Source organism: Rhodovulum viride (genome assembly GCF_003265965.1).
In the GTDB taxonomy this organism is placed as follows: domain Bacteria; phylum Pseudomonadota; class Alphaproteobacteria; order Rhodobacterales; family Rhodobacteraceae; genus Rhodovulum; species Rhodovulum kholense.
The window spans coordinates 16,290-31,219 of sequence record NZ_MUAV01000024.1 but is presented as its reverse complement, the minus strand read 5'-3'; the positions used below and the strand labels follow the sequence as shown (position 1 = coordinate 31,219).

14 protein-coding genes are annotated in these 14,930 nt (G+C 68.6%); 2 read left to right on the top strand and 12 right to left on the bottom strand.

Translation table 11 applies throughout. The annotated features are described in order from the left end of the window. Positions 1–15 precede the first annotated feature (15 nt). Genes BYZ73_RS16935 through hutI form a run of 5 tightly spaced genes read right to left on the bottom strand, consistent with a single transcriptional unit; the run spans position 16 to position 5,839 of the window. On the bottom strand, positions 16–1,158 hold the full coding sequence (locus BYZ73_RS16935) for an acyl-CoA dehydrogenase family protein (protein WP_112316856.1): 1,143 nt from the start codon (positions 1,156–1,158) through the stop codon (positions 16–18). Continuing rightward, positions 1,151–2,347 (bottom strand): CaiB/BaiF CoA transferase family protein, encoded by a 1,197-nt coding sequence (locus BYZ73_RS16930; protein ID WP_112316855.1) that lies wholly within the window; start codon positions 2,345–2,347, stop codon positions 1,151–1,153. The genes BYZ73_RS16935 and BYZ73_RS16930 overlap by 8 nt, the downstream gene beginning before the upstream one ends. Next, positions 2,344–3,138, bottom strand: a complete 795-nt coding sequence (hutG, locus tag BYZ73_RS16925) for an N-formylglutamate deformylase (RefSeq protein ID WP_112316854.1) — start codon at positions 3,136–3,138, stop codon at positions 2,344–2,346. The genes BYZ73_RS16930 and hutG overlap by 4 nt, the downstream gene beginning before the upstream one ends. Next, the gene (gene hutH, locus BYZ73_RS16920) at positions 3,135–4,655 is read right to left on the bottom strand and encodes a histidine ammonia-lyase (RefSeq protein WP_112316853.1); all 1,521 of its coding nucleotides are present in this window, start codon (positions 4,653–4,655) and stop codon (positions 3,135–3,137) included. Before hutH ends, hutG begins: the two co-directional genes overlap by 4 nt. Beyond that, positions 4,649–5,839, bottom strand: coding sequence for an imidazolonepropionase (gene hutI / locus BYZ73_RS16915; protein WP_112316852.1), 1,191 nt, complete (start codon positions 5,837–5,839; stop codon positions 4,649–4,651). The genes hutH and hutI overlap by 7 nt, the downstream gene beginning before the upstream one ends. Before the next feature lie 73 nt (positions 5,840–5,912). On the opposite strand from hutI, the gene BYZ73_RS16910 reads away from it, so the two are divergent. Both BYZ73_RS16910 and BYZ73_RS16905 read left to right on the top strand, forming a co-directional pair. After that, entirely contained in the window at positions 5,913–7,283 is a 1,371-nt protein-coding gene (locus BYZ73_RS16910) for a formimidoylglutamate deiminase (protein WP_112316851.1), read from the top strand. A gap of 20 nt (positions 7,284–7,303) precedes the next feature. Then, a complete protein-coding gene (locus BYZ73_RS16905) occupies positions 7,304–7,984 on the top strand; it encodes a histidine utilization transcriptional repressor HutC (protein ID WP_220086857.1) in 681 nt (226 codons plus the stop codon). A gap of 10 nt (positions 7,985–7,994) precedes the next feature. Here BYZ73_RS16905 and BYZ73_RS16900 read toward each other — a convergent pair whose 3' ends face one another. The 7 genes from BYZ73_RS16900 to choX form a co-directional block, all read right to left on the bottom strand. Beyond that, positions 7,995–8,432, bottom strand: coding sequence for a universal stress protein (locus BYZ73_RS16900; RefSeq protein WP_112316849.1), 438 nt, complete (start codon positions 8,430–8,432; stop codon positions 7,995–7,997). Positions 8,433–8,451: 19 nt separating this feature from the next. Beyond that, on the bottom strand, positions 8,452–9,747 hold the full coding sequence (locus BYZ73_RS16895; RefSeq protein ID WP_108027104.1) for a TRAP transporter large permease: 1,296 nt from the start codon (positions 9,745–9,747) through the stop codon (positions 8,452–8,454). A gap of 3 nt (positions 9,748–9,750) precedes the next feature. Continuing rightward, positions 9,751–10,308 (bottom strand): TRAP transporter small permease, encoded by a 558-nt coding sequence (locus BYZ73_RS16890; protein WP_215731129.1) that lies wholly within the window; start codon positions 10,306–10,308, stop codon positions 9,751–9,753. A gap of 217 nt (positions 10,309–10,525) precedes the next feature. Then, a complete protein-coding gene (locus BYZ73_RS16885; protein WP_112316848.1) occupies positions 10,526–11,548 on the bottom strand; it encodes a TRAP transporter substrate-binding protein in 1,023 nt (340 codons plus the stop codon). 472 nt (positions 11,549–12,020) lie between these two features. After that, entirely contained in the window at positions 12,021–13,049 is a 1,029-nt protein-coding gene (gene choV / locus BYZ73_RS16880) for a choline ABC transporter ATP-binding protein (protein WP_112316847.1), read from the bottom strand. Next, positions 13,046–13,882, bottom strand: coding sequence for a choline ABC transporter permease subunit (gene choW / locus BYZ73_RS16875; RefSeq protein WP_112316846.1), 837 nt, complete (start codon positions 13,880–13,882; stop codon positions 13,046–13,048). The genes choV and choW overlap by 4 nt, the downstream gene beginning before the upstream one ends. A gap of 96 nt (positions 13,883–13,978) precedes the next feature. Then, entirely contained in the window at positions 13,979–14,893 is a 915-nt protein-coding gene (gene choX / locus BYZ73_RS16870) for a choline ABC transporter substrate-binding protein (RefSeq protein ID WP_112316845.1), read from the bottom strand. Positions 14,894–14,930 lie beyond the last annotated feature (37 nt).

The following is a 14,930-nucleotide window of genomic DNA, read 5'->3' as shown; positions in this document are numbered from 1 at the left end:
GGTCCTTTCGGAAGCTCAGGCCAGAAGACGGCCGGCAATGATGTTGCGCTGAATTTCGGACGAGCCCTCGTAGATGCGCATGATGCGCAGGTCGCGGGCATGACGTTCGAGCGGGAAATCGTGGGTGAAGCCATAGCCGCCATGGATCTGGAGCGCGGTATCGGCGATCCGGCCGGCGGCCTCGGAGGCGTAGAGCTTGGCCTTCGAGGCGGCGGTGGTGAAGCGCAGCCCCGCCTGCCGCTGCCGCGCTGCCTCATGGCCCAGAAGCTCGGCCGCCGACAGCTCGGTCGCCATGTCGGCCAGCATCCACTGGATGCCCTGCCGGCTGGCGAGCGGCTCGCCGCCGATGATGCGGGTCTTCGCCCAGTCGCGGGCCTCGGCGAGGGCCGCGCGGGCGATGCCGACGGCCATGGCCGCGACCTCGGTCCGGCCGTTGTCGAGCACCTTCATCGCGGTCTTGAAGCCCGAGCCCTCGGGGCCGACGCGGTTGGCATCGGGCACGGTCACGTCGAGATCGAGTTCCCAGACATGGCCGCCCTTCAGCCCCATGGTCTGCTCGACCCGGCCGGGCACCAGTCCGGGCGTGCCCTTCTCGACCACGAAGGCCGAGATGCCGCGATGGCCTGCCTCGGGGTCGGTCACGCAGAAGACGACGACGAAATCGGCAACGCCGCCATTCGAGATGAAGCACTTCCGGCCCTTGATATGCCAGCTCTCGCCGTCCCGCGTGGCGCGGGTGCGCATGTCGGCCGGGTCCGAGCCGGCATTGGGTTCGGTCAGCCCGAAGGCGCCCAGCATCCGGCCCTCGGCCGCCGCCGGAAGGAAGCGCGCGCGGATCGCGTCATCGCCGCCCAGCAGCAGGCTGTCGGTCGCGAGGTAATGCGCGGTCAGCGCCGAGACCGTCGAGCCGCAGCCGCCCGCGACCGCCGCGACCGCCTCGAACAGGGCATGGGCCGAGATGTCGGCGCCGCCCCAGCGCTCGGGCAGGTTCGCGCCCATCATTCCGGTCTCGGCCAGCGTCGCCAGCTGGGCATGGACGAAGGTGCCCGTGCGGTCGGTCTCGCCCGCCTGCGGGGTCAGCACCTCGGCGGCAAACCTTTCCAGCATGTCGAGGAACTGGCATTCCTCGGCGCTCAGCAGATGGTCGAACTCACGCATCCTCATACTCCCTGACAATTCCGGCGGCCACGAGCCCCGCGATCTGGTCCCGATCGAGCCCGAGCCCTTCCAGCACCGCGCGGGTGCCGCTGCCCAGTGCGGGCGCGCCGGTCCCGGCCAGCGGCGCCTGCCCGTCGAAGCGGACCGGCTGGCCCACCACCGGGGCCTTGCCCAGCCGGGGATGGGGCAGCTCGCTCACCAGCCCGCGCGCCGCGGCATGATCCGAGCCGAGCTGATCGGCCAGCGTCAGGATCGGCGCGGCAGGCACCTTGGCGGCCGACAGCGCCGCGACAGCTTCGGCGGCGGGGCGGGGGCCGGTCCAGGCCTCGATCATGGCGCGGATCTCGGGCTCATGCGCGGTGCGCAGTTCGTCGGTGGCAAAGCGCGAATCCTCGGCCGCTTCGGGCCGGCCGATCGCGGCACAGAGCCCCGCGAACTGGCGCGGGCTCAGCACGGCGATGACGACATGGCCGTCGGCGGTACGGAAGGCGCCGAAGGGGGTCGAGAACGGATGGCGGTTGCCGACGCGGGGCACCGGGGCATTGGCGTAAAGATGCAGCGCGTGGCTCGTCGGCAGCATCGCCACCAGACAATCGAGCATCGCGACATCGAGCGTCGCGCCCTTGCCGCTGCGGCCCCGGCCGACCAGCGCCGCGAGGATCGCGATGACGGCGTAAAGCCCGGCCGCGACATCGCCCAGCGCCTCGCCCACCTTCAGGGGCGCGCCGCCTTCCTCGCCGGTCGCGGCCATCCATCCCGACATCGCCTGCACGACGATGTCATAGGCGGGCAGATCCGCCGCGGGCCCCGATTGCCCGAAACCCGAAATCGCACAATGGACGAGGCCGGGATTGTCGCGGCGCAGATCATCGGCGCCGAGGCCCAGCCTTGCGGCGACGCCGGGGCGGAAATTCTCGACCACCACGTCGCAACCGGCGGCGAGCCGGCGCGCCAAGGCCTGCCCCTCGGGCGCCTTGAGGTCCAGAACGACCGAGTGCTTGCCGCGATTGCTCAGCGAGAACAGCGCGGATTCGCCGTCGCGGAAGGGGCCGATATGGCGGTATTCGTCCCCCCGGGGCGGCTCGATCTTGATCACCTCGGCGCCCAGATCGGCAAGGATCGCGGTCGCGAAGGGGCCTGCAAGGACCCGGGTCAGATCGAGGATGCGGAGGCCTTCCAGCGGCTTCACAGGGCCAACTCCGGCGCCAGCGCCTCGATCCGGGCAAGGATCCCGGCCAGATGCGGGCGCAGCCGCGCCGCCTTGTCGGGGTCGAGCGCGAAGGGCGCGGCCTCGGCGGTCAGATGGGTCGATTGCGCCAGTTCCATCTGGATCGCGTGCACCCCGGCCTCTGGCTGCCCGTAATGGCGCGTGGTCCAGCCGCCCTTGAAGCGGCCGTTCTGCACATGGGTATAGCCCTCGGCCGCAGCGCAGACGCCTGCGGCGGCTTCGGCGATCTCGGGCGCGCAGGTCGTGCCATTGGCGGTGCCGATGTTGAAATCGGGCAGGGTGCCCTCGAAGAGATAGGGAATGACCGAGCGGATCGAGTGGCAGTCATAGAGGATCGCGACGCCATGGCGGGCGCGGACGCGGTCGATCTCTGCCGCAAGGGCGGCGTGGTAGGGGGCGTGGAACTCGACCAGCCGCCGGGCGGTCTCGGCCGCGTCGGGGGCGGTTTCCCAGATCGGTTCGCCGTCGAAATCGGTCAGCGGCACCAGACCGGTGGTGTTCTGCCCGGGATAGAGGCTTTCATCTTCGGGCGGGCGGTTGGCGTCGATCACGTAGCGGTGGAAGGTGGCGCGCACCGTTGTCGCCCCGGGCAGGAGCCCGTCGTAAAGCTCATGCACATGCCAGTCGGTATCGGTCAGCTCACGGCCCCGGTCATTCAGCCGGGCAAGGATATCCGAAGGTACATGGGTGCCGGTATGGGGCAGTCCGAGGATGACAGGGCTGTCGCCCCGGGTCACGTCGACGGGGCTCATGCGGGCATCTCCAGTCCTGCGGCGGCGACGAGGCTGCCGGTTTCGATCAGCGCCTGCGCCCGGGCAAGGTCGGGGGCGAGGTAGCGGTCCGCCCCCATCGTCGCGACCTCGGCACGGATCGCGGCCAGCGCGCGTTTCAGCGGCCCGGAGGTTGCCAGCGGCGCGCGGAACTCGATGCCCTGGCCCGCGCAAAGCGCCTCGACGCCCAGGATCACGGCAAGGTTGCGGGTCATGCCGCCCAGACGGCGCGCAGCATGGGCGGCCATGCTGACATGGTCTTCCTGATTGGCGCTGGTGGGCGTGCTGTCGACCGAGCAGGGCGCGGCCAGATGCTTGTTCTCGCTCATCAGCGCGGCGGTGGTGACCTCGGCGATCATCAGCCCGCTGTTCAGCCCGGGTTCGGGCGTCAGGAAGGGCGGCAGGCCGAAGCTGAGCGCGGGGTCGACCATCAGCGCGACGCGGCGCTGGGCGATGGCGCCGATCTCGGCCACGGCAAGCGCGATCTGGTCGGCGGCGAAGGCCACCGGTTCGGCATGGAAGTTGCCGCCCGAGACGATCGAGCCGTCCGACAGCACCAGCGGGTTGTCGGTCACCGCATTGGCCTCGGTCTCGAGCGTCTGCCCGGCAAAGCGCAGCAGATCGAGCGCCGCGCCCGTCACCTGCGGCTGGCAGCGGATGCAGTAGGGGTCCTGCACCCGGGCATCGTCCTCGCGGTGGCTTTCGCGGATCTCGCTGCCCTTCAGCAGCCCCCGCATCGCGGCGGCGACGTCGATCTGGCCGCGATGGCCGCGCAGGGTGTGGATCTCGGCGCGGGTCGGCGCGGTAGAGCCCATGATCGCGTCGGTCGACATCGCGCCGGTGACGATGGCGGCGCGCAGGCACGCCATGGCGCGGAACCAGCCGGTCAGCGCGAGCGCGGTCGAGACCTGGGTGCCGTTGATGAGCGCGAGCCCCTCCTTGGCGCCCAGCGTGACGGGGGTCAGCCCCGCACGGGCCAGGGCCTCGGCCCCGGGCAGGGTCTCGCCCTGATAGATGGCCTCGCCCGCGCCGATCATGACGGCGGCCATATGCGCCAGCGGCGCCAGATCGCCCGAGGCCCCGACCGAGCCCTGTTCCGGGATCGCGGGGGTCACGCCCGCCTCGAGCATCGCCTCGATCAGCGCGACGATCTCGGGGCGGACGCCCGAGGCGCCGCGGCCGAGGCTCAGGAGTTTCAGCGCCATCACCAGCCGCGCGGTCGCGATGTCGAGAGGCGCGCCGACGCCGCAGCAATGCGACAGGATCAGGTTGCGCTGCAGCGTGGCAGTGTCCTCGGGTGGAATGCGGACCGAGGCAAGCTTGCCGAAGCCGGTATTGACCCCGTAGACCGCCTGATCGCCTTGGGCGGCGGCGGCGATGCGCGCGGCCGAGGCGGCGATGGCGGGGCCGGTGGTTTCGGCCAGCCGCGCGGGCGTTCCCTCGCGCCAGAGCGTTTCCAGTTGGGCGAGCGTGGCCTCGCCCGGCGTCAGCGTCAGCATTTGCGTCCCTCAAAATAACGGGCGTGAAGCGGGTTGAAGCCGATCCGGTAGGTCAGTTCGGCGGGTTCGGCGATGTCCCAGACGGCAAGATCGGCGCGCATCCCGGGCTCAAGCCGACCGCAATCGGCAAGCCCCAGCGCCTGGGCGCCGTTCGCCGTGACCCCGCGCAGGCATTCGTCGGGGGTCAGCCGGAACAGCGTCGCGGCCATGTTCATGGTCAGCAGAAGCGAGGTCAGCGGCGAGGTGCCGGGGTTGCAGTCGGTCGCCAGCGCCATCGCGGTGCCCGCCTCGCGGAAGGCGGCGACGGGAGGCATCTGCGTCTCGCGGAGCGTATAGAAGGCGCCGGGCAGCAGCACTGCGGCCGCGCCCGCGCGCGCGAGCGCCGCGGCATCGGCGGCATCGGCATGCTCGACATGATCGGCCGAGAGCCCTCCGCGTTCGGCCACCAACTGGCTGCCTCCCAGATGCGACAGCTGCTCGGCATGCAGCTTGACCGGCAGGCCCAGCTCGGCCGCGACATCGAAGATCCGCGCCATTTGTGCGGGCGAGAAGGCGATGCCCTCGCAGAAGCCGTCGACCGCGTCGACCAGCCCCTCGGCATGGGCGGCGCGCAGCCCGGCAATGGCGATCTCGTCGATATAGGCCTCGGCGCGGCCCGTGTATTCGGGCGGCAGGGCATGGGCCGCGAGCCAGCTGGTGACGATACGCACCGGGCGCTCGCGGCCCAGCCGCCGTGCCGCGCGCAGCATCTTCAGCTCGTCCTCGACGGTCAGCCCGTAGCCCGACTTGACCTCGACCGTGCCCGCGCCCTCGGCCAGCAGGCAATCCAGCCGGGGCAGGGCCGAGGCCACCAGATCGTCCTCGGAGGCGGCGCGTGTCGCGGTGACGGTCGCGAGAATCCCGCCGCCCGCCCGGGCGATCTCTTCATAGCTGGCCCCTTCCAGCCGCATCTCGAATTCGCGGGCGCGGCTGCCGCCATAGACCAGATGGGTGTGGCAATCGACCAGCGCCGGCGTGACCAGGCGGCCGCCCAGATCCTCGACCGGGCCGCCCTCGGGGGCGGGGCCGTCGCCAAGCGCCGCGATGCGGTCGCCCTCGATCCTGAGCCAGCCGCGTTCGATCCGCCTCGGCGCATCTTCGCCGAGTGGCAGGATGGTCGCATTGGCAAGGGTGAGATCTGTCATGGTGTCGCCTCCTCCTTGATTGAAGGGTATATGTCTGCACATAATAATCAAGTCAAACTCGGAGGGTCAGGCGATGCAGAAGGTCTGGGCGCAGCATGCGCTTGTGATGAATTCCTGGGCGGAAAACGTGGAAATTGCCGTCGAAAGTGGCGGAAAGATCGCGGAATTGCGTGAAAACGTGGCCTGTCCGCCCGGCGCGATCGTTGTCGAGACGCTTCTGCCTGCCCCCGCGAACCTGCACAGCCACGCCTTTCAGCGGGCGATGGCGGGGCTAACCGAATCCCGCGGCCCCGATCCGCGCGACAGTTTCTGGACCTGGCGGCGGCTGATGTACCGCTTTCTCGACCGGATCGGTCCCGAGGATGTCGAGGCCATCGCCGCCTTCGTGCAGATGGAGATGCTGGAGGCGGGCTATGCCGCCAATGTCGAGTTCCATTACCTGCATCATGGCCCGGGCGGCGCGCCCTATGCCGATCCGGCCGAGATGTCGGGCCGGATCGCGGCGGCGGCGGCTGTCTCGGGCATCGGGCTGACCCTGCTGCCGGTGCTTTACACCTATGGCGGGCTCGACCGCCGAGCGCTGGTCGCGGGGCAGGACCGCTTCGGCAACGCTCCCGACCGCTTTGCGCGGTTGCATGAGGCGGCGGCGGCCCATGTCGCGGCCCTGCCCCCCGATTGCGGGATGGGCGTTGCGCCGCACTCCCTGCGCGCGGTCGATGCGGCGGGGCTGGCGGCGGCCGAGGCGCTGGCGCCCGACGGACCGATCCATATCCATATCGCCGAGCAGCAGGCGGAGGTCGACGAGGTGCTGGCCGCGACCGGCCTGCGTCCGGTCGAATGGCTGCTGGAGAATGCGCCTGTCGATGCCCGCTGGTGCCCGATCCACGCGACCCAGATGGAGCCTGCCGAGACGCTGGCGCTGGCTGCGACCGGTGCTGTCGCGGGGCTTTGCCCGATCACCGAATCGAGCCTTGGCGACGGCATCTTCGACGGGGTGCGCTGGGTGCAGGCGGGCGGGCGCTTTGGCGTCGGCTCGGACAGCAATATCCGGATCTCGCTGAGCGAGGAACTGCGCACGCTCGACTATTCGCAGCGGCTGCGCGACCGCACCCGCGCGGCGCTGGCCTCCGAAGACCGCTCGACCGGGCGGGTGCTGTTCCAGGGCGCTGCCGAGGGCGGGGCGCAGGCGGCGGGGCGGGCCAGCGGCGGGCTGGCGGTCGGCAATTGGGCCGATCTGCTGGCGCTGGGCGACTTGGGGCCCGACGGGATCGGGCGGCAGGGCGATCTGCTGCTCGATACCTGGATCTTCGCGGGCGACGACCGCGCGGTCAGCGATGTCTGGGCCGCCGGGCGCCATGTGGTGCAGGGCGGGCGGCATGTCCGGCGCGACGAGATCGTGGCAGGCTACGGCGCCGCGATGCGCCGTCTTCGCGACGGTCTGTAGCCATGGCCGGGGACCGGACGATGACATGGCAGTCGATCCGCGACACGATCATGCTGCGGATCCGCGACCGGACATATCCGCCGGGCGAGCTGATCCCGAACGAGGCCGATATCGCGGCCGAATTCGGCTGTGCCCGGGCGACGGTGAACCGGGCGCTGCGCGATCTGGCCGAGGAGGGCTTCCTCGACCGCCGCCGCAAGGCCGGAACCCGGGTGATCGAGGCGCCGCAGCGCAAGGCGACGCTGGACATTCCGCAGATCCGCCGCGAGGTCGAGGCGCGCGGGCAGGCCTATGGCTACCGGCTTCTCGCCCGCGAGACCGGGTCCGCGCCCGCCGAGCTGCGCGCCCGGCTGAAGCTGCCCGAGGCGGAAGCGACGCTTTATCTGGAAAGCCTGCATCTCGCGGATGGCGCCCCCCACATGTTCGAACGGCGCTGGGTGGTGTTGCGGACGGTGCCTGCCATTGCTGCGGCGGATCTTGCGGCGGTCAACCCGAATGAATGGCTGGTGCGCGAGGCGCCCTATACCCATGGCGGGATGGAGTTTCACGCCGAACCCGCGGGCGCCGCCGCCGCCGCGCTGGGCTGTGCCGCGACCGATCCGGTCCTGGTGATGGAGCGGCAGACCTGGCTGCACGAGGCGCCGATCACCTATGCGCGCGAGCATTTCGCGCAAAGCTACCGGCTGTGCCTCGGGCTCTGAGCGCTGCGGCTCAGACCACCAGAACCGGGCAGTCCGCGAGCCCCGTGACCTTGTGCGAGACGCTGCCCAGCAGGTAGTTCTCGACCGAGCCGAGCCCGCGGCTGCCGATCACGATCAGGTCGTTCTCGTGCTCGCGGGCAAAGCGGATGATGGTGCGGGCGGGCGGCCCGGCCTTGATGAAGGCGCGCGCCCCCTCGGCCCCGGCCTCGCGCGCGAGCCGCTTGGCGTATTCCGCCACCTCGCGAGCATAGCCGCGCATCGCGTCGTCAACGGGGCCCGGCTCGTCCTTCCGGACCATCGAGAGCGAGGCCTCCAGCATCGAATGATGCCGGAACACGGTCAGCACCGACAGCTGGGCGTCGCACAGCCTGGCCAGCCCGACCGCTTGGCGCAGCGCGCGCTCGGCGCCGGCCGAGCCGTCATAGGGAACGAGGATCGACTTGAACAAACCGGTCTCCTTTCGGCCCTCACCCGGCCTCGCCGGGGAAGGCGAGATCGCGGAAGAACAGCGCGATCTGGGGGAAGAAGATCAGCGCCACCGAGACGCCGAGCAGGATCAGGATGAAGGGCGGCGTGCCCCGGATGACCTCCATGTAGGGGCGCTTGAAGACGGCGATGGCGGTGAAGATATCGCAGCCGAAGGGCGGCGTGGCCGAGCCGATGGCAACCTGCAGCGTGATCAGCGTGCCGACCAGCACCGGGTCGAGCCCGACATCGGCGACGACCGGCGCGAAGATCGGCACCAGGATCAGGATCACCACGATCGGGTCGACGAACATGCAGCCGATGAAGAAGGCGATCGAGATCGCGAAGAGCACGCCGATCTGGCCCATCTGGTCGATGCCCGCGCCCGACAGGATGGCCTGCGGGATCTGGGCGAAGGAGATCACCCAGGAAAAGGCCGCGCCTGCCGCCACCAGGATGAACACGACCCCGGTGATCAGCCCGGTCGACTTGGCGGTGCGGTAGATGTCGCGCAGGCCCATCTCGCGGAAGACGAGGGTTTCGAGGATCAGCGCATAGAGCACGCAGGCCGCGGCCGCCTCGGTCGGGCTGAAGATCCCGCCATAGATGCCGCCGATGATGATCACCGGAAAGCCCAGCGGCCAGAGCGCGGCCCGGACCGCCCGCAGACGCTCGCCCCAGCTCGCGCGGGGTTCGGTCGGGACCCCGTTCCGAACCGCATAGGCCCAGGAATAGACCGCGAACAGCACGAGGATCAGCAGCCCCGGCCCGATACCCGCGATGAACAGCTCGGCAATCGAGGTGTTCGAGACCACGCCATAGATGATCATCCCGATCGAGGGCGGGATCAGGAAGGCGATGTCCGAGGCATTGACGATGAGTGCCAGGATGAAGCTGTCGCCATAGCCTGCCTTCTGCATCCGGGGGCGCAGCGGGCCGCCGATGGCCACCACGGTGGCTTGGGTCGAGCCCGAGACCGCGCCGAACATCGTGCAGGCGGCGGCGGTCGAGATCGCGAGCCCACCCTTCAGATGCCCGACAAAGGCCATCACCATGTCGATAAGCCGTCCCGCCGATTGCCCGCGGGTCATGATGTCGGCGGCGAAGATGAACATCGGCACCGCGATCAGCGAGGCGGGACGGATGCCCGCCATCATCTGCTGGATCATGGTCTCGAGCTGGCCGAGACCGCCGAACAGCGTCACGAACCCTACCAGCGCCCCCGCGATCAGCGGGACCATCATCGGAAAGCCCAGCAAAAGCAGCACGATCATGATCGAGAAGATTGCAGCCGCCATCTCTCAGACCTCCGTCTCTTCGTCGTCATAGCCTTCCAGCACGACCGTCGAGAGATAGACATCGCGCGAGATCGCGTTCTTCACCGCGGTCAGCAGGTATTGCATGCCGGTCATGAAAAGGCCGATGGGCACGATCACCAGCGTCGTCCAGACCGGGATCTGCAACGCCGGCAGCACCCGGCCGCGCCCCGCCTGGGTCAGCAGATACGCGACCGCGAACCAGCACAGGCCGAACATCAGCGCCGCCGTGATCAGCGCGATGGCGATCATCAGGATCTTGCGTGCCCTCGGCGGCAGCGCATCGTAGATCGCCGACATCCGGATATGGCGGCCCTGGCGCGCGGCATAGCTGATGCCCGCGAAGGTGATCACCACGATCAGGATGCGGTTCAGTTCCTCGGTGAAGAAGAGGCTGGACTGGAAGAGGTAGCGGCCGACCACATTGGCGACCGTGTTCAGCGCCATCAGCAGGACGCCCGCCGCCAGCAGCGCGGATTCGGCCCGGGCGATGGCCGCGTCGATCGTCCCCAGAACCCCGGGGAGGCTCGAGACATAGGCCACCTCGTCGGGATCGTCGGCGGCGGTGGTGTCGGTCTGGGACTGGGCCTGCGTGGGGCCCTGAGCAGGGCTGGCCTGGGCGCGAAGCGATTGGTCCGAGGACAAGGGCAGCTTCCTTCCGTTCCTCCCTGCGGGCGGGTGCCGGGTGCGGGGCGGGCAAGGGGCGGGGAAATGGCCGGAGCGCGCGGGATGCGGCCCGCGCGCTTCGGTGACCGTGGGATCAGCTCTGGGTGGCGTCCTCGGCGGTCTTCAGGTCCTCTTTCATCTGATCGAGGATCTCCTTGCCGCTGTCGCCGGTCATTTCGAGGAACTTGGCCTCGACCTCGCCGGCCGCGTCCTTGAAGGGCTGGCGTTCTTCCTCGGACAGCGTGGTGAAGGTCATCGAAGGCTTGGCCTCCTTGATCTTCTCGACCGAGGCTTCGGTCAGGCCTTTCTGATAGTCGATGATATGGGCGAAGGCGGCGTCGGCCGCGTCGCGGATCGCCTGCCGGTCCTCATCCGAAAGGTCCTCGAAGAAGTCCTTGTTGGCCATCACCGCGGTCGTGAAGTTGTTATGCCCGATCCGGGTCACGTAATCGGTGACCTCGTACATCTTCGTCGACTCGATGAAGAACATCGGGTTTTCCTGACCCTGGATGATGTTCGTCTGCAACGCGCCATAGACCTCGCCCCAGGGCAGCGGCGTCGGCGTCGCACCGAAGGCCTTGTAGCTTTCCACCAGAAGCGGGTTGGTCATCGTGCGGATCTTGACCTCGTCCAGATCCTCGGGCGTCTTGAACGGCTCCTTGGTGGTGATCGCCACCTCGCCCTCGGGGAACATGGTCAGAAGTTCCAGACCCTGATCCGCGTAAAGCGTGGGGAACATCTCGTTGATGGCCTTCGAGTTCCGGAAGAAGCTGGCCAGCGTCTCGGTGTCCTGCGGCAGCAGGTAGGGCACGAAGAAGACCTGCGCCTCGGGGATCAGCGAACCGGTGAAGCCCGGCGACTGGTCGACGAATTGCAGGATGCCGTCCTGCGCCTGTTCCATGATGTCGGCGGATTCGCCGAGCGTGCCATAGGGGAAAAGCTGGATCTCGTGATCGGTATTGGCCTCGATCTCTTCTTTGAACTTCTGGGCATAGATGCCCTGCACCTCGTCCAGCGCCTCCTCGAAGGCATAGCGCCATGTATCGGCCTGGGCCATGCCTGCGCCAAGGGCAAAGGCGGCGACGGACAGGGTCAGCACGCGGGTCTTGAAACTCATGGACGGTCTCCTCTGGTTGCTTGCGCACGGGCCGCAACGGCCCGAACCTTCGGGGCTGTCGGTGATCCGGGAGAGATACGGCGCCAGGGTGGCACCTTCGCGCGGCCGAAGCGGCCGCAGCCCCCGGAAACGCACCATCCCGGGGCCGGTCCTGGACCCGCGCCCCGGGCAAGCCGGGAAAACGCAGGCCTGCGGGGGTCTCCTCGCGATCCCCCGCAGGCCGGTCTCCGCCCACGGCGCGCCACCTGTGGTTGGTAAACGCAGCCGGGGGCGCCCGGTTCCGAAAAAAGTGAAAAAAGATGACCTTGCCCGGGGGAACCCGGGTGTGGCCGATGTATCGGACCTGTCGGGCGTCGGCCGATGGCGCATCGGCCCCGCCCGGCGGACCGGACGGGGCCTTGCCGCGTCAGGCGGGCGCCCGGACGGGGGATGGCCGGATGGGGTCCAGACGCCGGGCGCTGGACCGCAGGCGCTAGACGGCGGGCCGGCAGAGCCCGCGCAGCACGTCGTCCTTGCCGATCTGGCCGATCAGGCGGCCGTCCTCGACCACGCCCAGCGGGACGGTCGCGCCGATCAGCCGGTCCATGCCGTCGCGGATCAGCGCGTCGGCCTCGATGGTGACCTCGGGGCTGCCGGTCGCGGGCTGCATCAGATCGCGCGCGCGCAGCACGCCCAGCGGGTTCATGTGCTGCACGAAATCGGCGACATAGTCGTTCTTCGGGTCGCGGAAGATCTCGGGCGGGGCGCCGGTCTGGACGATCCGGCCGCCCTCCATGATCGAGATGTGGTTGCCCAGCTTGAACGCCTCGTCGAGATCGTGGCTGACGAAAAGGATCGTGCGCTTCAGCCGCTGCTGCAGCTCCAGCAACTCGTCCTGCAGCTTGGCCCGGATCAGCGGGTCGAGCGCCGAGAACGGTTCGTCCATCAGCAGGATCGGCGCCTGGGTGACGAAGGCACGGGCAAGCCCCACGCGCTGTTGCATGCCGCCCGACAGCTCGCCCACGCGGCGGTCGCCCCAGTCGGCCAGCCCGACCAGCGACAGCTGCTCGTCGATCCGCTCGCGCGCCTCGCGGCGCCCGACCCCCGACAGTTCGAGCCCGAGCCCCACATTCTCGCGCACCGTGCGCCAGGGCAGCAGCCCGAATTGCTGAAACACCATCGCGACGTGATGCATGCGGATGCGGCGCAGGGTGGCGGCATCGGCATGAGTCACGTCGACCATGCCGGTGCCGTCATTGACCTCGACCTTGCCACGCACGACGGGGTTCAGCCCGTTCACCGCGCGCAGAAGCGTCGACTTGCCGGACCCCGAAAGCCCCATCAGCACCAGGATCTCGCCGGTCTCGACGGTCAGGCTGCAATCGTGCACCCCCAGCACCTGGCCGGTCGCGGCCTGCACCTCGGCCCGGGTCTTGCCCTGGTCCATCAGCGGCAGGGCGCGGTCGGGATGGGACCCGAAGACGATCGAGACGTTGTCGATACGAAGCGCGGTCGCGGTCATTTGCGCGCCCTCACATGCAGGATGCGGTCAAGCATGATCGCCACCACGACGATCACGAAGCCGGATTCGAAGCCAAGTGCTGTGTTGACCTGATTGAGCGCGCGCACCACCGGCACGCCCAGCCCGTCGGCGCCGACCAGGGCTGCGACCACCACCATCGACAGCGACAGCATGATGGTCTGGTTGAGCCCCGCCATGATCTGCGGAAAGGCATAGGGCAGCTCGACCTTGAACAGCGTCTGCCCCCGCGTCGCACCAAAGGCGGTCGCGGCTTCCAGCAGGGCCTTGGGCGTCGAGGACACCCCCAGATAGGTCAGCCGGATCGGCGCGGGCAGCACGAAGATCACCGTGGCGATCAGGCCCGGCACCATGCCGATACCGAAGAAGACGATGGCCGGGATCAGATAGACGAAGGTCGGCAGGGTCTGCATCAGATCGAGGATCGGCCGCAGATAGGTGTAAAGCTTCGGCCGGTGCGCCGCGCCGATGCCGATGGGTACCCCGATCGCCATGCAGACCACGCAGGCCGACAGCACCAGCGTCAGGCTTTCGGTGGTCTCTTCCCAATAGCCCTGGTTGAGGATGAAGAGAAAGCCCAGCGCCACCGCAAGGCAGGTCCTCCAGCTGCGCTGCAGCGCATAGGTCAGCGCGACGAAGCCCAGCGTGACCACTGCCGGATGCGGCGTCTGCAGCACCCAGAGGATCGCGTCGATCATCGCCTCCATCACCGCGGCGATGGCGTCCAGCACGACCTCGGCATTGTCCCTGAGCCAGTCGAAGATCGTGCTGGCGACATGGCCCACGGGAATCTTGTGATCGGTCAGCCACTCCACGGCGGCACTCCCTCCTGCATTGACGGTCTGGAACGGGGCAGGGCGGCGGGACCGCCGCCGGGGACCGCCCGCGCCGGGCGGGCGGTCCGGCCGGGACTAGAGCCCGAGGCTTTGCCTGACCGCGGCCAGGCCGTCGCCGCCGTCCCTGGTTGTCACGCCCGCAAGCCAAGTGTCGAGAACCTGCGGGTTCTCCTTCAGCCAGGCTTCGGTCGCCTCGGCCGGATCGGCGCCGTCGTCGAGGATCTGGCCCATGATCTTGTTTTCCATATCGAGGCTGAAATCCATGTTGGCGAAAAGCTTGCCGAGGTTCGGGCATTCCGCCGAATAGCCCTTGCGGGTCACCGTATGCACGACGCCCTCGCCGCCAAAGAAATCCTCGCCGCCGGGCAGGTATTTCAGATCGAAATTGGCGTTCATCGGATGCGGTTCCCAGCCGAGGAACACCACCGGTTCCTGCTTGCGGTAGAACCGCGCGACCTGGGCCAGCATGCCCTGTTCCGAGCTTTCGACGATCTTGAAGCCGCCCAGCCCGAACTTGTCTTCCTCGGTCAGGCCGACGAGATAGGCGTTGCCCTCGTTGCCGGGCTCGATCCCGTAGATCTTGTGGTCCAGCTCATCGGCGAACTTGGCGATGTCGGCATAGCTTTTCAGCCCGGCCTCCCAGGCATAGGTGGGCGTGGCCAGCGTGTATTTGGTGCCTTCGAGGTTGACGTTGATATCCTCGATCTCGCCGCTTTCGAGATAGGGGCCGATGGCACCCGCCTGCGCCGGCATCCAGTTGCCGAGGAACACGTCCACATCATCGCTGTCGAGCGAGGCGAAGGTCACCGGCACCGACAGAACCTTGACGTCGACCTTGTAGCCCAGCCCTTCCAGCACATGGCGGGCGGTGGCGGTGGTGGTGGTGATGTCGGTCCAGCCGACATCGGACATCACGACGGTATCGCAATCGGCGAATGCCGCGCCCGCGGCCAGAATCGCAAGGGCAGAGACGGCAGAAGTCAGTTTCATGGCAATTCCCTGATGGACTTGGGTGGATTTTTTATTG

Excerpts from the sequence above, each read along its gene's own strand:
- hutH (WP_112316853.1), bottom strand. The coding sequence starts at position 4,655 with ATGCTGACGCTGACGCCGGGCGAGGCCACGCTCGCCCAACTGGAAACG.
- BYZ73_RS16885 (WP_112316848.1), bottom strand. The coding sequence starts at position 11,548 with ATGAGTTTCAAGACCCGCGTGCTGACCCTGTCCGTCGCCGCCTTTGCC.
- hutG (WP_112316854.1), bottom strand. The coding sequence starts at position 3,138 with ATGAGCCCCGTCGACGTGACCCGGGGCGACAGCCCTGTCATCCTCGGA.
- BYZ73_RS16935 (WP_112316856.1), bottom strand. The coding sequence starts at position 1,158 with ATGCGTGAGTTCGACCATCTGCTGAGCGCCGAGGAATGCCAGTTCCTC.
- BYZ73_RS16910 (WP_112316851.1), top strand. The coding sequence starts at position 5,913 with ATGCAGAAGGTCTGGGCGCAGCATGCGCTTGTGATGAATTCCTGGGCG.
- choX (WP_112316845.1), bottom strand. The coding sequence starts at position 14,893 with ATGAAACTGACTTCTGCCGTCTCTGCCCTTGCGATTCTGGCCGCGGGC.
- hutI (WP_112316852.1), bottom strand. The coding sequence starts at position 5,839 with ATGACAGATCTCACCCTTGCCAATGCGACCATCCTGCCACTCGGCGAA.
- BYZ73_RS16895 (WP_108027104.1), bottom strand. The coding sequence starts at position 9,747 with ATGGCGGCTGCAATCTTCTCGATCATGATCGTGCTGCTTTTGCTGGGC.
- BYZ73_RS16905 (WP_220086857.1), top strand. The coding sequence starts at position 7,304 with ATGACATGGCAGTCGATCCGCGACACGATCATGCTGCGGATCCGCGAC.
- choV (WP_112316847.1), bottom strand. The coding sequence starts at position 13,049 with ATGACCGCGACCGCGCTTCGTATCGACAACGTCTCGATCGTCTTCGGG.